This is a genomic window from Plantactinospora solaniradicis (genome assembly GCF_042658085.1).
Taxonomy (GTDB): Bacteria; Actinomycetota; Actinomycetes; order Mycobacteriales; family Micromonosporaceae; genus Plantactinospora; species Plantactinospora solaniradicis.
The window spans coordinates 1-22233 of record NZ_JBHSPR010000029.1 but is presented as its reverse complement, the minus strand read 5'-3'; the positions used below and the strand labels follow the sequence as shown (position 1 = coordinate 22233).

At 71.8% G+C, this 22233-nt stretch carries 21 protein-coding genes; 2 read left to right on the top strand and 19 right to left on the bottom strand.

The annotated features are described in order from the left end of the window. Positions 1-31 precede the first annotated feature (31 nt). Positions 32-682 carry a hypothetical protein gene (locus ACFP2T_RS27955; RefSeq protein WP_377426672.1) on the top strand — a complete coding sequence of 217 codons (651 nt, stop codon included), beginning with the start codon at positions 32-34 and terminating at the stop codon, positions 680-682. Between the two features lie 26 nt (positions 683-708). On the opposite strand, the gene ACFP2T_RS27950 is transcribed toward ACFP2T_RS27955, so the two are convergent. Continuing rightward, on the bottom strand, positions 709-2778 hold the full coding sequence (locus ACFP2T_RS27950) for a HelD family protein (protein ID WP_377426670.1): 2070 nt from the start codon (positions 2776-2778) through the stop codon (positions 709-711). Between the two features lie 106 nt (positions 2779-2884). Between ACFP2T_RS27950 and ACFP2T_RS27945 the strand changes: the two genes are divergently transcribed. Continuing rightward, a complete protein-coding gene (locus ACFP2T_RS27945) occupies positions 2885-3580 on the top strand; it encodes a TetR/AcrR family transcriptional regulator (RefSeq protein WP_377426667.1) in 696 nt (231 codons plus the stop codon). A gap of 3 nt (positions 3581-3583) precedes the next feature. On the opposite strand, the gene ACFP2T_RS27940 is transcribed toward ACFP2T_RS27945, so the two are convergent. From ACFP2T_RS27940 to ACFP2T_RS27850, 18 genes are all read right to left on the bottom strand, one after another. After that, the gene (locus ACFP2T_RS27940) at positions 3584-4354 is read right to left on the bottom strand and encodes an IclR family transcriptional regulator (protein ID WP_377426665.1); all 771 of its coding nucleotides are present in this window, start codon (positions 4352-4354) and stop codon (positions 3584-3586) included. A gap of 128 nt (positions 4355-4482) precedes the next feature. Beyond that, entirely contained in the window at positions 4483-5454 is a 972-nt protein-coding gene (locus tag ACFP2T_RS27935) for a PDR/VanB family oxidoreductase (RefSeq protein WP_377426663.1), read from the bottom strand. A 71-nt stretch (positions 5455-5525) separates the two neighbouring features. Beyond that, complete coding sequence (locus tag ACFP2T_RS27930; RefSeq protein ID WP_377426661.1) at positions 5526-5777, bottom strand: hypothetical protein; 252 nt, start codon at positions 5775-5777, stop codon at positions 5526-5528. Then, positions 5774-6826, bottom strand: a complete 1053-nt coding sequence (locus ACFP2T_RS27925; RefSeq protein WP_377426659.1) for an aromatic ring-hydroxylating dioxygenase subunit alpha — start codon at positions 6824-6826, stop codon at positions 5774-5776. The genes ACFP2T_RS27930 and ACFP2T_RS27925 overlap by 4 nt, the downstream gene beginning before the upstream one ends. 97 nt (positions 6827-6923) lie before the next feature. After that, a complete protein-coding gene (locus ACFP2T_RS27920; protein WP_377426657.1) occupies positions 6924-7742 on the bottom strand; it encodes a DUF6585 family protein in 819 nt (272 codons plus the stop codon). Positions 7743-7853: 111 nt separating this feature from the next. Beyond that, positions 7854-9113, bottom strand: a complete 1260-nt coding sequence (locus tag ACFP2T_RS27915; RefSeq protein WP_377426655.1) for an FAD-dependent oxidoreductase — start codon at positions 9111-9113, stop codon at positions 7854-7856. A 95-nt stretch (positions 9114-9208) separates the two neighbouring features. Next, entirely contained in the window at positions 9209-10354 is a 1146-nt protein-coding gene (locus ACFP2T_RS27910) for a hypothetical protein (RefSeq protein ID WP_377426653.1), read from the bottom strand. After that, positions 10351-10893: a UGSC family (seleno)protein gene (locus tag ACFP2T_RS48175; protein ID WP_465264275.1), complete on the bottom strand. Its 543-nt coding sequence runs from the start codon at positions 10891-10893 to the stop codon at positions 10351-10353. The genes ACFP2T_RS27910 and ACFP2T_RS48175 overlap by 4 nt, the downstream gene beginning before the upstream one ends. Next, a complete protein-coding gene (locus tag ACFP2T_RS27895) occupies positions 10886-11401 on the bottom strand; it encodes an aconitase X swivel domain-containing protein (protein ID WP_377426646.1) in 516 nt (171 codons plus the stop codon). The genes ACFP2T_RS48175 and ACFP2T_RS27895 overlap by 8 nt, the downstream gene beginning before the upstream one ends. After that, positions 11401-12675 (bottom strand): aconitase X, encoded by a 1275-nt coding sequence (locus ACFP2T_RS27890; RefSeq protein WP_377426644.1) that lies wholly within the window; start codon positions 12673-12675, stop codon positions 11401-11403. The genes ACFP2T_RS27895 and ACFP2T_RS27890 overlap by 1 nt, the downstream gene beginning before the upstream one ends. 44 nt (positions 12676-12719) lie before the next feature. Continuing rightward, positions 12720-14078 carry an FAD-dependent oxidoreductase gene (locus ACFP2T_RS27885; protein WP_377426642.1) on the bottom strand — a complete coding sequence of 453 codons (1359 nt, stop codon included), beginning with the start codon at positions 14076-14078 and terminating at the stop codon, positions 12720-12722. Then, positions 14075-15772 (bottom strand): dihydroxy-acid dehydratase, encoded by a 1698-nt coding sequence (gene ilvD / locus ACFP2T_RS27880; RefSeq protein WP_377426640.1) that lies wholly within the window; start codon positions 15770-15772, stop codon positions 14075-14077. The genes ACFP2T_RS27885 and ilvD overlap by 4 nt, the downstream gene beginning before the upstream one ends. A gap of 22 nt (positions 15773-15794) precedes the next feature. Continuing rightward, on the bottom strand, positions 15795-16568 hold the full coding sequence (locus ACFP2T_RS27875; RefSeq protein WP_377426638.1) for an SDR family NAD(P)-dependent oxidoreductase: 774 nt from the start codon (positions 16566-16568) through the stop codon (positions 15795-15797). Positions 16569-16573: 5 nt separating this feature from the next. Beyond that, positions 16574-17452, bottom strand: coding sequence for an SDR family NAD(P)-dependent oxidoreductase (locus tag ACFP2T_RS27870; RefSeq protein WP_377426636.1), 879 nt, complete (start codon positions 17450-17452; stop codon positions 16574-16576). A gap of 76 nt (positions 17453-17528) precedes the next feature. Next, positions 17529-18530, bottom strand: coding sequence for a zinc-dependent alcohol dehydrogenase (locus ACFP2T_RS27865; protein ID WP_377426634.1), 1002 nt, complete (start codon positions 18528-18530; stop codon positions 17529-17531). A gap of 6 nt (positions 18531-18536) precedes the next feature. Further along, positions 18537-19568: a transketolase family protein gene (locus ACFP2T_RS27860; protein ID WP_377426631.1), complete on the bottom strand. Its 1032-nt coding sequence runs from the start codon at positions 19566-19568 to the stop codon at positions 18537-18539. After that, positions 19565-20458, bottom strand: a complete 894-nt coding sequence (locus ACFP2T_RS27855; protein ID WP_377426628.1) for a transketolase — start codon at positions 20456-20458, stop codon at positions 19565-19567. The genes ACFP2T_RS27860 and ACFP2T_RS27855 overlap by 4 nt, the downstream gene beginning before the upstream one ends. A gap of 47 nt (positions 20459-20505) precedes the next feature. After that, positions 20506-21963 (bottom strand): aldehyde dehydrogenase, encoded by a 1458-nt coding sequence (locus tag ACFP2T_RS27850; protein WP_377426625.1) that lies wholly within the window; start codon positions 21961-21963, stop codon positions 20506-20508. Between the last annotated feature and the right edge of the window lie 270 nt (positions 21964-22233).

Genomic DNA, 22233 nt, shown 5'->3' with positions numbered 1-22233 from the left:
CGGGCCGGACCGCACTCGGGAAGGAAGCACGATGAGCAGCGCCACCGCAGAACCCAGCAGCGCCGAGGTCGGAGCCGGCAACGCCGAGGCCGGAGCCGGCAGCGGCTTCACCCGGGAGGACATCCGGGGACGAGCCGTCGGGATCGTGGTGATGGCGTTCTTCGGCCTGGCCTGGACCAGTTGGGGCCTGTCGGCCGACCTCCCGACCCCGGTCGAGACGACGCTGACCGTGGCAAGTGTGCTGGCCACGCTGCTGGCGATCGGCAGTGCCGGCTACGTCTTCCGGCGCTCCGCCGCCGTACCGGCCGGTGGTGCGGCCGGACGCGACCGGACCGCCGGCCGCCGCTTCGGGCTCATCGTCGCCGCCGAGTTCATCGGCATCTACGTCGTCGCCCGGGTTCTCGCCGCCGTCGACCACACCGAACTCATCCCCATGGTCGTCTGCCTCGGCGTGGGGATCCACTTCTTCCCGCTCACCCGGCTGTTCAAGGTCCCGCTCTACGACCTGACCGGCATCGGGCTCTGCCTGGTCACCATCGGCACCGCCGTACTCGCCCCGCTGACCGGCCACCCGGCGCTCTGGACCATCCTGCCGGGGTTCGGCGCCGCCCTCCTGCTGTACGCCACCGCCACGGTCCTGTTCCGGGCCGCCGTCACTGCCACCCCCGGCCGGTGGGCCTGACCGACCGGCACCCACCCCGGAACGGCTCAGCCACGCAACGCGGGTGGCAGAGCCCGGTGGTGCAGGACGTCGAGCCGGGACACGGCCCGGGTGAGTACGACGTAGAGGCGGTGCGGGCCGCGCGGTTCCGCCTCCACGATCTCGGCCGGCTCGACGACGATGACGTGGTCGTACTCCAGACCCTTCGCCAGGGTCGCCGGCAGCGCCGTCACCCGGAGACCCTCGTCGTCCGCGTCCGGATCGGCGACGGCGATCCCGGCGGACCGCAGCGCCGCCACCAGCCGGGGCAGTCGCGCGTCGGCCGCGATCACCCCGATCGAACCGGCGTACCCGAGCGCGGCCGCGACCGCCTCGGTGGCCGCGGCCCCGAGGTCCGCCGCCGCCCGGACCCGCAACGTCCCGTCGGTACGCACCGACCGGGTCGGCGGAACCGTGACCGCCAGCTCCGGCAGGAGCCGGTTGGCCAGTTCGAGCACGACGGCCGGAACCCGGAAACCGGCGGTCAGCGGTACGACCGTGGCGGCGGGCCGACCGAGGTGCGCCAACTGCTCCCGCCAGTCCGACGCCGCCCACGGCGTGGTGCCCTGGGCGAGGTCACCGAGGACGGTCAACGAGCCGTGCCGGCTGCGCCGGGCGATCGCCCGGCACTGCATCGGGGAGAGGTCCTGGGCCTCGTCCACCACGATGTGCCGGTAGCCGGCCGGATGGTCGAGCAGCCCGGCGACCTCGTCGAGGAGTACCCGGTCGGCAGCCGACCAGCTGGCGGTCCGGGCCGCACGGGGCCGTCCCGGCCACCGCAACACCGCCTGCTCGTCGGCACCGAGCACCCCGGCCGACGCCCGGGCCAGTGCGGCGGGGTCGCCGAAGAGCAGGGCCAACAGCTCCTCCGGGCGGGTCGCCGGCCACACCTCGTCGAGAAACGTGGTGACCGGACGGCAGCGGGCCATCCGCCGCAGCCAGGCACCGCTCGGGGTCTCCGCCCGGGTCTCGGCCCGGCGCTGCAGCAGGCCGACGACGCGGGACCGGAGCCGCTCCCGACCGATGGCGTACGGCAGCTCCTCGGCCCGTACCTCGGTGACGATCCGACGTAGCCACTCGACCGGCAGTCGCCACCGGTACGAACCGTCCGGAACGACGAGCGGGCCGGTCGGCTCGCCGATCCGCTGGCACAGGGCCCGGCGCAGCACGGTGGCCATCCGGGGGTCGTGCTTGACCACGGCCGCCGCCTCACTGTCGCTGGCACCGACCGGGTGCCCGCCGACCAGTTCCGCGAGGGTCTGCTGCTCGACGTCGACCTCGCCGAGGGCGGGCAACACCGCGGAGATGTAGCGCAGGAAGGCCGGGTTCGGTCCGACGACCAGGATGCCGCCCCGCTTCATCTGCCGCCGGTGCGTGTAGAGGAGGTACGCGGCGCGGTGCAGTCCGACGGCCGTCTTCCCGCTGCCCGGACCGCCCTGTACGCAGACCGACCGGTCGAGGTCCGCCCGGACCAGGTCGTCCTGCTCCGGCTGTATCGTCGCGACGATGTCCCGCATCGGCCCGACCCTCGGACGTTCGATCTCGGCGGCGACCAGTCGGCTCGTGACGTCCGCCGACGCGCCGCCGCCGTCGAGGAGTTCGTCCTCGAAGCCGGTCAGCTCGGCCGGGTGCCGGCTGGTCCAGCCGTACCGCCGGCGCTCCCGGACGCCGAGCGGGTCGCGGGTGCTGGCCCGGTAGAAGGCCCGGGAGACCGGCGCCCGCCAGTCGATCACGATGGGCCGGCCGGACTCGTCGGTGATGTGTCGCCGGCCGAGGTAGTAGCGCTCGTCGCGATGTTCCCCGGCCGCCGGGGAGTCGCCGAACCACAACCGGCCGAAGTACAGCGGGCCGTCGGGCTCCTCGGTCAGTTCCTTCACGTGGCTCTTGAGCATCCGGCCGAGCGTCTCGGCCGTGTAGCGGTCCCCGGCGACGCTCTCACCGGTCGCGACCCGCAGCCGGGCGGTGTCCAGCATCCGGGCCAGCGCCTTCCGGGCGACGGCCAGCCGGGCCTGCTCCTCGGCGAGCGCGGCGGCCGGCTCGGTGGGCGTCGTGGGGTGGGCTGAGGTTGGCGGGGCCATGGTGATCGATCTCCACGTCGTCGAGCCGGGACGTTCACTTGACTCGGTAAAGAATACAACTCGGTAATGATATTGACCGAGTCTGAGGAGTGTTAGAGTGGATCTCATGGACGAACCGCGTGGCCTGCGGGAGCGGAAGCGGCAGCGCACCCACGACGCGCTGTCGGAGGCGGCCATCTCGCTGTTCCTGCGGCACGGGTACGACCAGGTCTCCGTCGCCGACGTGGCCGCCGCCGCCGAGGTCTCCAAGCCCACGCTCTTCAAGTACTTCCCGAGCAAGGAGGACCTGGTCCTGCACCGGATCCTCGACCACCGGGGCGAGGCCGCCCGGGTGGTCCGGGACAGATCACCCGGCGAGGCGCCGCTCGCCGCGCTGCGCCGGCACTTCCTGGCCGGGCTGGACCGACGGGACCCGGTGACCGGGCTCAACGACCACCCGGAGGTCCTCGCCTTCCACGGCATGGTCTTCGGCACGCCCAGCCTGGCGGCCCGGGTGGCGCAGTACGCCACGCACGACGAGGAAGCCCTGGCCGAAGCCCTGGCCGAGGCGGCACCGGCGGCCGACGCACTCGACGCCCGGCTCGCCGCGAGTCAGATCGTCGCGGTACAGCGGGTACTCGCCCGGGAGAACTGGCGCCGGCTGACCGAGGGCCGGACGGCGGCCGAGGTGCACGCCGACGCCGTCACGGCGGCCGACCATGCCTTCGACCTGCTGGCCGGCGGACTCACCGGGTACGCCGAACCGGGTGGTGCGCGCACCGACGACGTCGGGCCGCCGGGCCGACCCACCGGCGGTCGGTGACCGCTACCGCTCCGGATCCGGACGGAGCGGCCGGGACGGTGGCGACATCGCCGGAGCCCGGAGCACCCGCGAGATCCCCCGGGCGGCGGCCCGGACCACCGGAATCAGGCTGGCCCGCTGCGGCCGGGGCGCCCGGACGACGATCGAGACCGCGGCGACGACATCGCCGGTCGCGCCGTAGACCGGGGCGCCGATCGACAGCGCGTCCATCGTCACCTGCCGGTCGCTGATCGCGATCCCGGTCCGCCGCACCTCGGCGAGCACCCGGCGCAGTTCCCGGGGCGAGGTGATGGTCCGCTCGGTGAACCGCTGCAACGGCGACTCGAGCACCGTCTCCTGTACGTCGGCCGGGGCGTGCGCCAGCAACACCAGCCCGACCCCGGTGGGCGGCATCGCGAAGCGCCCGCCGACCCGGGTCAACACGGGTACGGCGCTGTGTCCGGCGATCCGCTCGACGTACACCACGTCGAGGCCCTCCCGGACGGCGAGCTGGACGTTCTCCTGCGTCACCTGGAACAGGTCCTCCAGGAACGGCAGCGCGGCCTCGCGGAGCCCGAGCCCGCGCGGCGCCAGCGAGGCGATCTCCCACAGCCGGAGCCCGATGCGGTAGCGACCGTCCACGTCCCGTTCCACCGCACCCCAGCCGGCGAGGTCGTTGACCAGCCGGTGGGTGGTGGTGAGCGGCAGCCCGGCCCGGTGGGCCAGTTCGGTGAGGGTGAGTTCGCGGCGGTCCGGGGTGAACGCCTCGAGCAACCTCAGTGCCCGTACGGTCACCGATCCTGTCCCCGACGGCGTCCCGTCCGGCACCGACACCCTCCAGCCCTCGCCACCCGTGGCCACCAGCATATTTCCACCGGAACTCCGGCGGCACGCGCACGGCGTTCCCGCCGGGGGTGGCTGGTTCAGAGGTCGAGTACCAGCTTCGGCGAGCGGGACCGGGACACGCAGATCATCATGGTGTCGTTGGCCGCCTGCTCCTCGTCGGTGAGCAGCGAGTCGCGGTGCTCCGGTACGCCGGACAGCACCGCCGTCTCACAGGTTCCGCAGGTCCCCTCCTGGCACGAGGAGAGGACCGGGACACCGGAGTCCTCGACCACCTGGAGGATCGAGGAGCCGGGCGGCACCTCCAGGGTCCGGCCCGACCGGGCGAGTTCGACCTCGAACGACTCCCGCCGGACCGGCTCGTCGAACGTCTTCGGCGCGAACCGCTCGACCCGGAGCGCGCCGGAGGGCCAGTGCCCGCAGTTGGCCTCGACGGCCGCGAGCAGCGGTTCGGGACCGCAGCAGTAGACCAGGCGCTCCGGATCGGGCTCGGCGAGCAGTGTCGGCAGGTCGAGCAGCCCGGTCTCGTCCTGCGGGTGGATCGAGACCCGGTCGCCGTACCGGTCCCGCAGTTCCGACCGGAACGCCATCGAGGCACGGGACCGCCCGCCGTACACGAGTCGCCAGTCGGCACCCGCCTCCTCGGCGGCCGCGACCATCGGCACCAGCGGGGTGATCCCGATCCCGCCCGCGATGAACAGGTACCGCCTGGCCGGCAGCAGGGCGAAGTGGTTGCGGGGGCCCCGGACCCGTACGGTCGCTCCTTCCGGCAGCTCGTCGTGCACGTACGCCGAACCGCCCCGACCGCCGGCCTCCCGCAACACCGCCACCTGTAGTGCGGTGCGGTCCGCCGGGTCACCGCAGAGCGAGTACTGCCGGACCAGATCGGGTCGGAGCAGCAGGTCGAGGTGGGCGCCCGGTTCCCAGGCCGGCAGCGGTGCCCCGGTGGGATGGCGCAGCGTCAGTACGACGACGCCGTCCGCCGCCTCGCGCTTCGCGGCCAGCAGCAGGTCGAGTTCGACCTCGGTGGCGGGTTCGGGGTTGCTCTGCATTGGTCGGCCATTCGGGTCGGCGTCGTTCGGGATTGGGGAGGCCGGCGGGGGGCCGGTCGGGGCGGCGCCGGTCAGGCGGGCACCGGCTGGCGTTCCCGGACCGCTCCGGCGGGGCCCCGGTCGACCGGCGCCGGGGTCTCCGGCCGGTCCCCGCCGTGGCTGTCGGGGTGCGCGAGCAGCCAGGACCACAGCTCGATCGGGTCCTCGGCGTCGTAGGAGGTGCCGCAGTAGCAGTGCCCCCGGAGCCGGTCGGTGCCGAGCACCCACTCGATCCGGTAGACCCGGGGACCGGTCAGCATCCGCTCGCCGGTTCGCTCGGTCACGACGCCACCGCGCCCTCCGGCTGGCTCCGCTCGGCCATCCGCTTCAGGATGCGACGGGCCGCCAGGCCACCGGTGTCGATGTTGATGCTGAGTTCCTGGTAGCCGTCCGCCTCGGTGGCGATGACCTGCTCCAGCAGGTTGAGGGCGACCACGTCCTGCATCACCACGGTGTGGTTGTTCGACCGGAGGAAGTCGGTGACCTGCGTGTCGTCGAGCGCGAAGTCCCGTGCCACGGCCCAGAAGTCGTACGTGGTGTTCTCCGTCGACGGGGTGATGCCGTACACGACCTCGACGTGGAACGCCTGGTCGTCCGGGCCTTCGGCGGGCGGGTACACGCCCTGCGGCGCAATCCGGCTGTGCAGCACGTAGAGGCACGGCGGGTGGTACTCGATGTCCTGCCAGCGGGTGATCCGACCCTCGATGCCGGTCGACTTCGCGTAGAACGGGGGGCAGGCCGCGTCGTCCATGTGCCGGCTCACGTAGACGATTCCGGAGTCCTCGTCCACCTCGGTCTGGATCGGCGTCTCGGCGACCTCCGGGGTCCCGATGTACCCGCCGTGCAGGTACGTCTCGTGGGACAGGTCCATCAGGTTGTCGACGAGCAACATGTACCGGGCGTTCAACGGCTCCATTCCGGACACGGTGGTGTAGTTCGGGTCGGCCAGCCAGGGCGCCCGGGGGATCCGCGTCGGGTCGGCCTTGGCCCGGTCGCCGATCCACACCCAGACGAGCGAGTCCTGCTCGACCACCGGGTACGACGCGACCCGCGCGGTACGCGGGATCCGCTGCTGGCCGGGGACGAAGACGCAGGAGCCGCCCTGGTCGTAGGTGAACCCGTGGTACCCGCAGACGATGTTGTCGCCGTCGAGGCGGCTCTCCGACAGCGGGAAGCGGCGGTGCACGCACCGGTCGGCCAGACCGATCGCCTCGCCCTGCTCGGTGCGGTAGAAGACGATGGGCTCACCGAGGATCGTCCGGCCGAGCAGTTCCCGCCCGACCTCCCTGCTGTAGGCGGCGACATACCACTGGTCGCGTACGAAGGCCGACATGGCGACTCCTTGGAGAAGCGGTTGTACCCGTTCTCCGGAGCATGTCGAGTGCCACGCCGGCCCGGAAGTACTACTTCCGGATAGCGGAAGGAGCGTCCTATCGGTTCGCCAGCCTCAACTCCTCGGCGAGAGTCACCAGGACGAAGACGTTCGGCACCTGTTGGATGAACCTGGCGCCCACCTTCCGCCCGTTGACCAGCACTTCGAGGCTGCCGTCGCGGAGCCGGACCTCCGACACCTCCGACCAGGGCGTGACCGGCAGGTCGGCGTCCAGACGGAGGCCCTGCCGGTTGATCGCGAACGGGGCGAAGTCGAGCGTCTCGCCGCGGTGCAGCCGCTCCCGCCCGCCGGCCACCTGCAGGGCGGTCACCGCGCTCATCACCCGGTCACCGAGTTCGACGACATCGCGGAACGCGTCGTTGATCAGCAGCCTGCTGCCGTCGGGACGGATCACGGTGTAGTGGTGCGAGGTGTACCGCACCGCTCCCCCGGAACCGAGGTGCTGGGTCACGTTGCGGCGGACGTCCGCGATCTGGTCGAACGGCACGACGTCCGACTCCCGGCCGTCGTCCCAGACGAAGCCGCCGGAGAAGAGGATGACGCCGACCCGCTCCTTCGGCTTGGTGGCCCGGTACATCAGCACCGCGATGCCGGTCGCCACGATCCCGACGAGCGCGACCAGGACTCCGGCGCCGTACGCCTCGGACATCAGGGTGTACGGCACCGCGCAGAGCACGGCGGCGAGCGCGATCGCGCCGGGCACCGCGATCAGCCGGCTCTGCGAACGCCGACGCACCTGCCACCAGTACGTCGCCTGGGGCGGGCCCCAGTAGCCCTGGGCCGCCCGCACCGCGCGGTTCACCGCAGCGGCCTGCCAGTCCTGTTCGGTGTCCGCCACCACGTCGCTTCCGCTCACGTCTTTCCCCCGTTTCGTCCCGCCTTATTCGGCGGGGAGTCTACGGGCTCGGGCGGGCAATGTGGATCACCAGGGCAGCCGGATCCGAACGTATGTCCGAAGTGGAATCGCCTATCCGCCCTGGTCGTCCACGGCGACGCCGGACGGCGGTCGCCGGGCGAACGGTGGGGCGTGCTCGGGGCGTACGCCGATGCCGATCAGGTAGGCCGGCACGAGCGAGAGGGCCGGGAAGCGCCGCAGCAGGCCCAGCACGACGCGGGGCGGTCCGGCCCGTCGACCGTCGAGAATCGGCTCGACCAGATTCCGGTGCATGATGCGTTGCAATCGCTGCACGAGGATGGTCGGCAGCAGTCGCCGCTTCCGCACCGCGGCCAGCTCGGCCGGGGTGACCCGGCCGCGCCGCAGCGGCTCGGCGAGCAGGGTCGCGGCGGCGACGGCGTCCTGCACCGCGAGGTTGATACCGACCCCGCCGACCGGCGACATCGCGTGGGCGGCGTCCCCCAGGCAGAGCAGCCCGTCCACGTGCCAGCGGTCGAGCCGGTTCAGGCGTACGTCGAGATGTTTGACGTCGTCCATCGACGCGAGCGCGCCGACCCGGTCCGCGAACGAGGGCGACAGTTCCGCGATGTCCCGCCGGAAGTGTTCGATTCCCCGGGCCCGCAGCTGTGCGTCGGTTCCCTTCCGGGCGAGGTAGGCGATCTGGAGGTAGCCCTCCCGGGGGATCACCACGGCGAACCGGCCCTGGCCGACTCGCGGGGTGAGCCCGGCCGGATCGTCGTCGGGGTCGCGCGGCAGCCGGAACCACCACGCGTCGATCGGCACGGGGAACTCCCGGGGCCGCAGCTCGGCCTGTCGGCGGGCGATCGACCAGCGGCCGTCGCAGGCAACGGTGAGGTCGGCCCGGATCTCCCGGGACTTCCCGTCCGGTCCCCGGTAGCGCACCCCCTGAACCCGGCCCGCCTCCTGGATCAGCTCCGTCACCTCGGCGCGCATCCGCAGGGTGAAGGTGGGCTCCGCCGCGCCCGCGTCGGCGAGCAGGTTGAGCAGGTCCCACTGCGGCACCATCGCGACGTAGGGATGCGGGGTCCTCAGTCGACGGAGGTCGGCGATGACGATCTGCGGACCGTCGTCGACCGGAAAGGCGACCTCGTCCAGCCGACTCTGCGGCAGGCTTGCGAACCGCTCACCCAGGCCCAGCTCGTCCAGGAGGTGCAGGGTCGACGGATGGACCGTGTCGCCCCGGAAGTCGCGCAGGAAGTCGCCGTGTTTCTCCAGCACCGTCACCTCGACGCCGGCCCGGGCCAACAGCAGGCCCAGCACCATCCCGGCCGGTCCGCCTCCGACGACGACGCAGGTCGTTCGCTCGTCCACCTCGATCACCTTATTCAACGATCGATGAATTATGCGCCCACGGTACCTCCCGAACAGTGATGATCACAACTACGCCGCGCGACGACCGCCCTCCGTCAGCGCTCCTGCACGCGTACGACGTTCGGGCGGTCGCCCCTGGGTCCGAAGGTTTCCACCACGGCGGACACCCCCGAGTTCGACGCACCGGCGACGACCACCAGGACCGCGTCCGGGGAGTTCAGCACGTGCACCCGACCGTCGCCGACCGTCGAGTCGGGATCGGACTCCGCCTCCCGGTCCGGAACGGCGTCCGGATGGTCGGCGGGAACCCGCCACCGGGACTTGCGGGACACGCTGCCCTTGCCGGCCAGGTCGAGTTCCACCCGGCTGCGCACCGCCGCCTCGAAGACGTACCCGCTGATCCGCCGCCGGTCCCAGCCGGCGTCCGCGAGCAGACGGGCGTGCTCCGGGCTCAGCACCAGACAGGCGCTGATCGTCTCGTGCAGCAGCGCCCCGGTCCGGGCCACGGTGTCGGCGAAGTCCCGCAGCAACTGCTCCGGTACGCCCGTGTGCCGGGCCTCGACGTGCACGACCGATCGGATCGTCATCGCGGTCACCGTGCTCTCCCCGGCCGCGAACCCGAACTGCTCGGCAAAGGGCGTCCAGGGACTCTCCTCCTCGTTCTCCGCGATGCAGAGGGTGTACTTCGCCGGGGTGCCCTGGGTCGCCTGGTCGAGTTCCCGGGGACGCAGCCCGAACGCGTTCAGCGCGGTCAGCCGGAGCGCCCGGCCGATCGTCGCGTTGGCCCGGAAGCCCGGCCCGAAGACGTTCCCCCGGCCGTTCAGCCCGATCCGCTCCCGCACCGGCCCGTTCACCAGCACCAGCGGCGCCGTGCCGGTGGTGCTCTGCCAGATTCCCTTGGCGAGGTAGCCCTCGGCGGCCAGCGAGTCCCAGGCCGCGAGCACCACCGGAAAGTACTCCGGCCGGCAGCCGGCCATCGCCGCGTTGAGCGCGGCCAGCCGTACCGTGCACTTCCGGTTCAGGTGCGGCATCGCGAAGACGACGTCACCGGGGTCACGGTCCGTCTGGGCCAGGAACCGGTCGAGCAGCGCCTGGTCGCACGGCACCACCGGAAGCCCGTCGGTCCAGCCGCGTTCGTAGCAGTATTCGATCGCGTCCTGCACGGCGGCGGGATCGGACACCCCGCCGCCGTCGGACACCCCGCCGCCGTGGGACACCACCGGCGAACCGGACGTCGTCACTGTTCCACCCCCAGGATCTCCAGGATGCGCGGCGTCATGCCGACCACCCGCTCCCGGACCTCCGCCAGGGTGAGACTGGCGACCGGGTGCGGCGTCAACAGGTACTGGAAACCGGGAAAGCCGTACGCCTTCGCCATGGCGTCGGCCGGAATCCGGAATGGCTCGGTGCAGATTGAGACCGCTGGGATGCCACCACGTTCCAGCAGAATTCCGTCGGCCAAACTGGCCGCGCTGCACGAGCCTCAATCACCGATCGCCGCGATGGCGAAATCACACTCCTGCACGATCCGCTCGGTCAGCGTCTGGTCCACCGGCGTGCCGAAGTAGGACTTGGTGTACATCAGCACCTCGCGCACGCCGTACCGCTCGCGCAGGTGCGAACCGATCTCGCTGAGCAGCACCGAACCGTTCGGCTTGCCGTTGTCGAGCAGGCCGAGGGTGGCACCCCGGAGGCTGCCCAGCCGAGGCGCCAGCGTGGTGTCCGCGCCCTGGTCGGTGTCCCCGGTCGGGTCCAGGATGGTTCCCGCCCAGTCAGTCATCGTGTCCCTCCGTCTCCGCTTCCGGTCGCCCGGTCTCCGCCTTCGCCGCGCCGTCTGCCGGCCCGCCGGCACCCCCTCCGGGTCGGCCGCCCTTGGTCACCACGACGGTTCCCGTGTCGGCGTCGACGCGTACCCAGTCGCCGGTCTCGATAACGTCCAGCGGGTTCTGGTCGAGGTCGGTGACGGCCGGCACCCGGGTCACCACCACGCCGAGCGCGATCTTCGTGTTCATGTAGTTGAAGATCATCGCCTTGGGCGCGGAGCCGGCCAGCCGCGACATGTGGAACATGCCGGACCAGCCGGAGGAACCCTTCGCGCCGGGAAAGACCAGGATCTTGTCCTTGAACGACTGGCCGCTCAGCTCGTGCCGGGACTCGATGATCCGGCCGCCGGTCGGCTCGATCCCGCCCCAGCCGGAGATGCTGTCCCGGGTCACCAGCGCCTCGCCCTCGACCACGCCGCCGACCAGGCCCCGGCCCCGCAACGTGACGATGTCGCGCTCGCTCATCACAGGCTCCCCTGCCAGGTGCCGGTCAGCGCCGAGTTGACGCACTCCTCGGTGGTGCCGAACCAACCCTGCACCTTCATGATCGCCGGCAGGTAGTGCACCTGCTTGGCCGAGTCGGTGGCGATCACCCGGGTCCCCTTCGGCAGGAACTGCCCGATCGCCGGGCAGGTGTCGCTCATCAGCAGCGCCCCGGCGTCCCGGAGGATCTGCGCGTAGCCGTTCTGCTCCGCCACCTGGCGGATCGCCCGGGGCGTGAAGACCCAGAGCGCGCTGTCCGGATGGACCTTCCGACCCTGCACCAGCCGACAGACGTCCCGGATCTGACTCAGCGTCGCATGCGGACAGCCGATCATCACCAGGTCGACGTCGCTGTCCCGGGCCGTGTGGTTCAACTGCTCGTACGTCTGCCGACGCTCCCGCGCCCCGTACCGGAGGGTCTGGACCGGCCGGCGCGGGCCGAACGCCTCGTCGACGGTCCGGGCCTCCACGGTCGTGCCGGGGATGTGGTACATCTCCACCCCGCCCGACGACGCGGCGGCGGCCCCGAAGTGCTTGAGCTTGACCAGGTTCGGCACCTCGGCGATGCCGTCCAGCACCGGCACGCCCTCCTGGACCAGCTCGCCGACGTAGTAGCCGAGCAGGCCCCAGTCCAGGCTGCTGCTCACCGGCTCGGCGACCTCCACCAGGTGGCTGCCGAAGCGGTTGGAGTCCAGGTGGTAGCCCCAGTACGGGATCTTCCCGGTCAACATCGCGGCGGCGGTGCTCTCCCGTCCCTCCACATTGGTCCGGGCACCCAGCACCGAGTTGACGTAGACCACCGCCGACGACTCCATCCAGGCGCAGTGCTCCCCCTTCACCGGCACGTTGCCGACCTGGTACGGGGTGCACGTGTTCATCAGGTGGATGCCGTGCCGGGCGCTGTACGACTCGCTGGACTCGATCGCGTCGTGCGCCTCCTGGCTGAGCCCCTGCACCTGCCAGTGCTGGGTGTCCATCGGGCCGATCAGCTGGTAGCTCTGCGCCTTCATCGGCGTGATCTCGACCGGCTTCGGACTGTCCAGACTGAACTCCGAGAAGACCGCGTCCGGATCGGCGGCACCGCAGAGCATCATCTGGCGCTGCCCGAAGATGTTGGCGCCGCAGACGTTGTCCGTGTCGACGAGCCGTTCGGCGCCGAGCACCTCGCCGTACCGGACCAGCAGGTCCATCGCGGCCTGTACGGCCTCGCCCTGCTCGCCGTCGAGCATGCTCCGCTCGTCATCGGTGAGTCGCATCCGTCACTCCGATCTGCCGGGACCGGTCCGGTCCCGGCGGTTCGTCACCACGTCGTGCCGAGGTAGGCACCGTCGTCGGCCAGGCGCTTCTGCAACTGCGGTACGTCGACATCGCCGCCCGCCACTCCGGCGGCGAGCGCGAGGTCCGCCGCCGTGCCGGCCGCCTGGCCCATCGCGAAGCACGGGCCGGTGACCCGGGCCGAGGACTGGCCGTCGTGGGTCATCGAGGCACACCGGCCGGCGACGTACACGTTCGCCAGCCGCTGCGGCACGATCATCCGGAACGGGAGCTGGTTGAACCCGCGCGGATTCTCACCGTTCGGCCAGCGGATCACCACGTCACCGGCGACGTGCGCCTCCACCGGCCAGCCGTTCACCCCGATCGAGTCGGTGAAGTCGACACAGTCCAGGATGTCGTCGCTGCTGAGCTGGTACGGGCCGATGATCCGGCGGGTCTCCCGGATACCGATCGACGGGGCGATGTCGACCACGTACGAGTTCGCGAAGCCCGGCACCCGCTGCTGGAAGAACGGGAACTGGTCCCGGATCTGCCGCCGGCCCTGCAACTCGCCCCGGCTGAGCTGCTCCACGTCGGTGCCGTCGATCGCGCTACCGTCGGGATTGCTGAGCTGGGTCATGTTGGCCCGCCACTCCAGCGGATTGCGCTGCGGGCGCACGATCGGCTTCTTCCGGGCGAACTGGAACGCGCCCTCCCGCTCCGCGGAGTCCATCAGCTCGGGCAGCCGCTCCCGCTCCCGGATCGCCGTCTCGGCGTCCACCCCGTTGATCCGGAACATCAGCGAGGGATACATCATCCCGGCGTCGCCCGGGGTCTTCTCGTACGGAGCACCGGCCCAGGCCGCGATGTCGGCGTCGCCGGAGCAGTCGATGAACATCTGCCCGACGATCGCGCCCCGGCCGGACTTGGACTCGACGAGCACGGCGTGCACCGCGTCGTCGGACCGCTTCACCACCCCGACCGCGAGCGCGTGGAAGAGCACCGTGGCACCCGACTCCACGACCAGGTCATCGGTTGCGATCTTGTACGCCGAGATGTCGTACGCCTGGGCCAGGATCCGGTTCTCGAAGGAGAGGTGCGGCGGGTTCAGGCCGCCGAGCGCGTCCATCCGGGACAGCAGGTCGTCGGCGAGCCCGTGGATCACCTGACGGTGCTCGCCGTGCACGTTCGCGTGCAGCCCACAGAACGTGCTCAACCCACCGGCGCTGCCCGCTCCGCCCAGATAGCCGTACCGCTCGATCAGGATCGTGGACCGGCCCGCGCGGGCCGCCGCGGCCGCCGCCATGATCCCCGCCGGCCCACCACCGAGTACGACGACCTCGTACTCGCCGAGCACCGGTGTGCTCCGGCCCGGCTCGACCAGCTCGGTGCTCCCCGACGTCATCCCGCTGTCCTTCCCTCGTTCGGTACGCGTTCGTTCAGTACGGCACCCTCGGCCACCGGGGTGACCAGCCGCTCGTAGATGGAGAGCCAGCCCTGCTCACCGGAGCTGGCCCTGGTCCGGAACCTGGCCCGGCGCTCCGCGAGGACGTCGTCGGGCACCAGCAGGTCCACCATCCGACCGGCGACGTCGATCGAGATCCGGTCGCCGTTCTCCACCAGGCCCAGCGGCCCACCGACCGCCGCCTCCGGCGACACCTCGGCGACCACGATCCCGGTGTTGACCAGGCCCGACATCTGCCCGTCGGTGACCACCGCGACCGTTTCGCCCAGGCCGGCACCGTCCAGGGCGAAGACCACCGCCGAGGCCATCCCCATCCCCGGGCCGCCCTTCGGGCCGAGCCCGGCCACCACCACCACGTGCCCGGCCCGGATCTCGCCGGCGGCCAGTCCGGCCAGCGCGGCGTCCCGACTCGGATAGACGATCGCCTCGCCCTCGAACCGGCTCGGCCCCCGGTCGTCGACCGGTCGCTTGACCGCCGCGCCGTCCGGCGCGAGCGAGCCGCGCACCACCACGATCCCGGGCCGGCGCCCGAGCGGGCGGTCGACCGGACGGATGATCTCCTCGTCCGCGACCGTGACGTCCGCGAGCACCTCGCCCAGGGTCTGCCCGGTGACCGTCCGGGCCGACAGGTGCAGCTGACCGGAGAGCTGCTTCAACACCGCCAGCGCGCCGCCGGCCGCCTCGAACTCCTCGATGAAGTGCGGCCCGTTCGGCCGGACCGCGCAGAGCAGCGGCACCGCGTCGGCGAGCCGCTCGAACAGCGCCGGGATGTCGACGTCGCAGCGCGCCTCGACCGCCACCGCCTGGAGGTGCTTGATCGCGTTGACCGACCCGCTCACCGCCAGCAGCACCGTCACCGCGTTCTCGAACGCCTCCCGGGTGAGGATGTCGCTGGGCTTCAGGCCCTCGTCGACCATCGCCACGATCCGCGCGCCGGCCTGGCGTACCGCGTCCCACATCCGGGGACTGTTCGCCAGCACGGGCGTGCTGCCGGGCAGGGTCATCCCGAGCGCCTCGCTGGTGATGTGCATCGAGTTGGCGGTACCCATCCCGGCACAGACCCCGGGACCACGGATCGCGTTGTCGCTCATCTCGGTCAGGTCCGGCAGCGAGAGGTGCCCCGCCGCGACGTGCCCGGCGGCGAGGAAGACCTCCTCGATGTCGACGTGCTCGCCCCGGAACCGGCCGCTCGGCTGGTAGCCGCAGCCGACCACGATGGTCGGGATGTCCAGCCGGGCGGCGGCCATCAACTGGCCGGGCGCCGTCTTGTCGCAGGACGCCAGGCAGACCATCCCGTCCAGCAACGCTCCCTCGACCGCGACCTCGATGTCGTTCACGATCAGGTCCCGGCTCGGCAGGATGTACCGGCCGTCCCGGCCCGCGCTGGTGATGAAGTCGCTCGGCGCGGCCGTCCGGACCTCGAACGGCACCCCGCCGGCCGCCCGGATCGCCTCCTTCAGCGGCGGCACGATGTCGTCCAGGTGGCTGAAGCAGATGGCCAGGTTGGACGAGGAGTTGACGATGGCGATCTTCGGCTTCGTCATGTCCTCGTCGGAGAGGCCGAGGGCCCGCCACTGGGCGCGCCGGACGGCCCAGCGCGAACTGCCGACCGCGAGGTTGCTGCGCAGGGTCACGGATTCTCTTTTCCTGTGGTGGTCAGGCGTTCAGTGCGCCGTCGATCAGGTGGGTGGCGCCGGAGACGTAGCTCGCCTCGTCGGAGAGCAGCCAGGTCGCCAGGTTCGCCACCTCCTCGGCGGTGCCGTACCGGGCCAGTGGGATCCGGGCCACCGCCCGCTCGTACGCGGCCTGCGGGTTGTCCGGGTCGACCTGGTGGGTCAGGTCCCGGGCCATCCGGGTGTCGATGTGCCCCGGCGCGATGGTGTTCACCCGGATCCCGAACGGCGCACCCTCCAGCGCGGCGCACCGGGTCAGCCCGATGACCCCGTGCTTGGACGCGACGTACGGGCTGAACGTCGCGCTGCCCCGGATGCCCGCCATCGAGGCGGTGTTCACGATCGCGCCTCCGCCCTGGGCCTTCATCACCCGGAGTACGTCCCGCAGCCCCAGGAACACCCCGCGCAGGTTCACCGCGATGACCCGGTCGAAGTCGTCGATGCTCAGCTCGGTCATCGGGGCCATCCGCCCCTCGATCCCGGCGTTGTTGAAGAAGGCGTCGATCCGGCCGTGCGCGTCCAACGCCTCGGCCACGTACCCGGCGACGTCGGCCTCCTGGCTGACGTCGGCCCGGACCGCCCGGACCGGGCGTACCTCGGTCAGCTCGGCGGCGGTGGCGGCCAGCGCCTCGGCGTCCCGGTCGACCAGGACGACCTCGGCGCCGTCGGCCAGCAGCCGCTGCGCCACCGCCTTGCCGAAGCCGGCGGCACCGCCGGTGACGACCGCGACCCGGCCGTCGAATCTGCCCTCTGCCATGGTGCTCAACCCACTTTCCCGTTGCCCGTGGAGGTTTGCGGTACGGCGTCGACGACCGGGTTGACGCCGCCGAGGATGTTGCCGAACCGGTCGGAGATCCGGTCGTCCCAGTCGTGGTCGGTGAGGGCGTACAGCCGGTCCGCCCGGATCGCGGCGACGAGTTGGTCCGCGACCTCCGCCGGGGACATCCCCTCGGCCAGCCGCGCGTGCATCAGGTCCCGCTTCTCCCGCCCGGCGACCGCGCCCGGCGTCTCGATCTCGTTGCGCAGCTCCGCCGGGCGGTTCCGGCTGCCGAGGAAGAGGTTGGTGGCGATGATCCCCGGGCAGAGCGCGGTGGCCCCGACCGGTACGCCCCGGCTCCGCAGGTCCGCGTACAGGGTCTCGGTGAGCGCCATGACGGCGTGTTTGGTGATCCCGTACATGTTGGCCGGTCGGGTCACCGCCGTCATCGAGGCGGTGTTCACCACGTGCCCCGGCTCACCGTGGGACAGGATCAGCGGCAGGAAGGTCCGGACGCCGTACACCACGCTCCAGAAGTTGACCCCGACCGTCCAGTTCCAGTCCCGATCGGTCGCCTCCCAGATCGGCCCGTCGAGATAGCCCTCGACGCCGGCGTTGTTGCAGATCACGTGCACCTTGCCGTACGCCGCCACGGCCTGCTCGGCGAGGTTGCGCACCGAGACCGGGTCGGAGACGTCGGTGCGTACCCCGACGACCTGGTGGCCGTCGGCGGTCAGCTCGGCGACCGCCCGGTCGAGCGCGTCGACCTGGACGTCGGCCGCGACGACCCGCATCCCCTCCTGCGCGAACCGCTGTGCGAAGGCCCGGCCCATCCCGCTGCCGGCACCGGTCACCACGGCGACCCTGCCACTGAAATCCTTCACCTGACTCCCTCCCTCGGTACGCCCACGTCGGTCGGTCGGAGCCGGCACGCCGGCCGGTGCGGCACCGCCCCGGCCGTCACGGGCGCACCAGCACCCGGACCAGGTCGCCGGGGCGACGCAGCCGGACCAGCGTCTCCGGCACCTGCTCCAGCGACACCCGCTCGCTGATCAGGTCGGCTCCGGCCACCCGGCCGGCGAGCAGGTGCGCCACCGCCTCCTGGTAGTCCGCCGCGTCGAAGGCGCAACTGCCGACCACCGTCAGGCCACGCCCGACCAGTCCCCGGGCGTCCAGCGACTCCGGCGCCGAGTTCAGCGCGACCTGCACGCCGACTCCACCCGGCGCGAGCACCGCCACCGTCTCGGCCAGCGCGCCGACCGCGGCCGAGCACTCGTAGCCGGAGCCGAACGCCAGGCCCGCCTCCGCCGCGTAGCTCGCCAGGTCGGTGACCCGGCTGTCGAGGACGACGTCCGCGCCGACCGCCTCGGCCGCGGCCCGACGCCCGGCCGAGCGCCCGACCGCCACGATGGTGCCGGCTCCGGCCTGCCGCAACGCCATGATGACGTTGAGACCGATCGAACCGACCCCGTACACCAGCGCCGGCTCACCGGGCTCCGGCCGGCCGAGGCGCACCGCGCGCAGCGCGACCGCCAGCGGTTCGGCGTGCGCCCCCACCTCCGGGGAGACCTCGTCCGGCAGCGGCACGAGCTGCGCCTGCGGTACGGCGACGTACTCCGCGTACGCCCCCGGCGCGGTCAGCCCGAGGTTCGGCACCGCCTGGCAACGGAACGGGAGCTGCCGCCGGCACGGCTGGCAGGTCCCGCATCCACCGAGCGGATTCACCGCCACCGGCGCACCGATCCGCCACCGGCCGGCGTTCCGACCCACCGCCGCGATCCGGCCGGCGAACTCGTGCCCGAGCACGTGGCCCGGAACGGCCCGGCCGTGCTCGACCATGTGCACGTCCGAGCCGCAGAGCCCACAGGCGTCGACCGAGACGACAACCCCGTCCGGGGTGGGTTCCGGGTCCGGCAGCTCGGTCAGCTCGGTACCGCCGGGAACGCAGACGACGGCGCGCATCGGCGTTCAGGCCCCGACCAGGGCCCGGGCCCGCTGCGCCACCCCGTCCGGGGTGAGGCCGTAGTGCGCGTGCAGCGCGGCCGGCACCCCGACCTCCAGGTCGACGTCCGGCAGCGCCAGGGTGTCCAGGTCCGCCGGTACGCGGTTCCGGCCCAGCGCCTCGGCGACGATCGAGCCGAGCCCGCCGATCTCGTTGTGCTCCTCGACGGTGAGCAGCTTGCCGGTGTCCCGGGCCGCCGCCAGCAGCGCCTCGGAATCGAACGGCTTGAGGTAGAGCGCGTCGAGCACCGCCGCGTCGATTCCCTCGGCCGCCAGGATCTCGGCGGCGGCGAGGCCGAGGCCGACCCCGATGCCGTACCCGATGATGGTCAGGTCCTTGCCGGGCCGGACCTGGACCCACTTGCCGTAGGAGAAGGTCGGCGGTTCCGGATACACCGGCGACGTTCCCTCGCTGATCCGGTAGAACACCGGCCCGTCGTGGTCCACAGTGGAACGGAGCAGCCCGATGGTGGCGTTGGCGTCGGCCGGCGCCACCACCGTGAGGTTGGTCAGGGTACGCGCGATGGCGATGTCCTCGACCGCGTGGTGACTGGTGCCGAAGAAGCCCATCGCCAGTCCGGACAACCGGGCGACGAACCGCACCGGCAGGTGGTTGTACGCCACGTCGGTGCGCAACTGCTCCGCGCACTTGATCGCCCCGAACGGCGCCATCGACAACACGTACGGCCGCAGCCCGCTGGCCGCCATGCCGGCCGCCGCCGAGATGGTGTTCGTCTCGGCGATGCCGAACTCGAAGTACCGCTCCGGATGCCGCTGCCGCAGGTCCGCCAGGACGGCGCTCATGTCGGCAGAGAGCGCGACGACCCGGTCGTCGAGGTCGGCGAGCCGGGCGATCTCCACGCCCACCGGGTTGGTCTTCGCCACGGTGTGACCCTTGTCGTCGGCGAAGACGTCGACCATCTTCTCCTGCGACTCCGGCGCCTGCCCTCCGGCGTCCGGTCCGGTCCCGGTTTCCGGTGGTGCCTGGGTGTCCGTCATCGCATCCTCGCTTCGATCTCGGCGCGAGCCCCGTCGCGCTGCTCCGGGGTCAGATGACCGAGGTGCCAGGCCTGCGGCGCCTCCTCCATCATCGCCAGGCCCTTGCCCTTGCGGGTCCGGGCGACCACACAGACCGGCCGCCCCTCGCCCACCGGAGGCAGCGCGTCGAACGTCTCGCAGAGTGCGCCGACGTCGTGCCCGTCGACCTCGATGGCCTGCCAGCCGAACGCGGTGAACCGGTCGGCGACCGACTCGATGTTGATGGCGTCGGAGGTCGGGCCGTGTCCGGAGAAGCCGTTCGCGTCGACGATCGCGACCAGGCCGCCGCCGAGGCGGTAGTGGCCGGCGGCCATGATCGCCTCCCACACCTGCCCCTCCTGGATCTCACCGTCGCCGGTGAGCACGAACGTCCGGTAGTCCCGACCGGTCAACCGCCCGGCCAGGCTCATGCCCAGACCCACCGAGAGGTTGTGACCCAACGACCCCGAGCTGAAGTCGACACCCGGTGCCAGGCGCATGTTCGGATGGTCGTTGAGCGGGCTGCCGATCTGCCCGAACGTGGCCAGCCAGTCGGCGGGGTAGTAACCGAGGTCGGCGTAGACCGGCCACAACCCGGTCGCGACGTGCCCCTTGCCGAGCAGGAAGCGGTCCCGGTCCGGCCAGTCCGGCTGGCCCGGACGCAGCCGGAGGGTGTGGTAGTAGAGCACCGAGAAGATCTCGGCGCAGGAGAAGGTGCTGGAGTAGTGGCCCAGCCCGGCCTGGTCGATCAGGTCGATCGTCGCCAGGCGGATCCAGTCCGCCCGTCGGGCCAGTTCGGCCCGGCTCGCCGGCCGACCCCGTTCCAGCTCGCGACCGTCGCTGTCGGAAGGTCTCTCGACCACAGTTGTCATCGCCCCATCCCTGTCGTTCGCGCTGGGCAAACTCGCACGTGGCAAACTCATCGAGCCGGCTTCCCGGCGGTGACGTACATCGACTTGACGTTCTCGTACGAGGCGATCGCCTCGGGGCCGTTCTCCCGACCCAGGCCGCTGGCCTTGTAGCCGCCGAACGGCGCGGTGACGTCGGGCGCGTAGCCGTTGATTCCGATCGTTCCGGTCTGGATCCGGCGCGCGACGTCCAGCCCGTGCTCCAGGTCGCTGGTGAAGACGCTTCCGCCCAGGCCGTACTCCGAATCGTTGGCGAGCGCGACGGCTTCCTCCTCGCCCTCGTAGGGCAACACGCAGACCACCGGACCGAAGACCTCCTCCCGGGCGATCCGGGAGCCGTTGTCGACATCGGCGAAGACCGTCGGCTCGAAGTAGAAGCCGCGATCCAGCTCCGCCGGTCGGCCGCCACCGGTGACCAGTCGGGCGCCGCCGTCGAGACCGCTCGCGACGAGCTCGGCGACCCGGTCACGCTGTCGCCCGCTCACCAGGGGACCCATCGTGGTGCGCTCGTCGAACGGGTCACCGAGGACGAAGCCGGCGGCGACCTCGCGCAGCGCGTCGACCACGTCGGCGTACCGGGACCGTGGCGCCAGCACCCGGGAGAGCAGGAAGCACGTCTGCCCGGCGTTGCCGAACGATCCGACGGCCAGCTGCCCGGCGACGGTGTCGAGATCCGCGTCCGGCAGCACGATCGCCGCCGACTTGCCACCGAGTTCCAGCGACACCGGCCGGAGCAGTTGCCCGCAGACCGCACCGATGAGCCGGCCGGCGGCGGTCGAACCGGTGAACGCGATCTTGTCCACTCCGGGATGCCGGACCAGGAACTCGCCGGTGTCCCGTCCGCCGGGCACCAGGTTGAAGACCCCGGGTGGCAACTGTGCCTCCTCGGCCGCCTCGGCCAGCAGGTACGCGTCGAGCGAGGTCTCGGCCGCCGGCTTGAGCACCACGCTGCATCCGGCCGCGAGGGCGGGGGCGAGCTTGGCCATGGTGAGCGCCTGCGGGTAGTTCCACGGAACGATCAGGCCCACGACGCCGAGTGGTTCCCGCCGGACGATGCTGTGGCCCGGCCGCATAACCGCCGCCCGTACCTCCTCGGTCGGGCGCTCGCGAAGCAGCGCGGCGTAGTAGCGCAGCACCCCGACCGGGCGTTGCACGCTGTACCGCTCGGAGACCGGGAGCGGCTGCCCGATCTCCTGACTCACCAGTCGGGCCAGCGCGTCCGCCCGAGCCTCGATCGCCGTGGCGAGCCGGTCCATCGCGTCGGCCCGGTCCGCCGCCGTACTCCGGGCCCACTCCCCGGTGTCCACGGCCCGGCGGGCGGCCCGGACCGCCGAGTCCACGTCCTGCTCGTCGCCCCACGGCACCGAGCCCAACGGCTCCTCGGTGCTCGGGTTGACCAGGGGCAGGGTCCGGACGGTTGCCGGCGGTTGCCAGGCGCCGTCCCAGAAGACGGACGTTCCCGCCAGCATCAGGCCCACACTCGCAACAGAGCCACCACGACTCTCCTTTCGTCGGCTGGCCGCGCCGATCCACCGGAACGGGCGTGCCATTCATCCCGGTACGGGCTGGAGGATGGATGTGCGGGCCGAGCGGGGCGCTGGCCTGGCGTCGGTTCGGGCCGGGGCCAGCGCCGGGCATCGGCTACTGCCTGACGTCGTCGGTGCACTGCCCGACGACCCGGTCTACTGCTTGGCGATGGAGTCGTGCCAGGGGATGATGAACCGCTTCGCGGTGGTCAC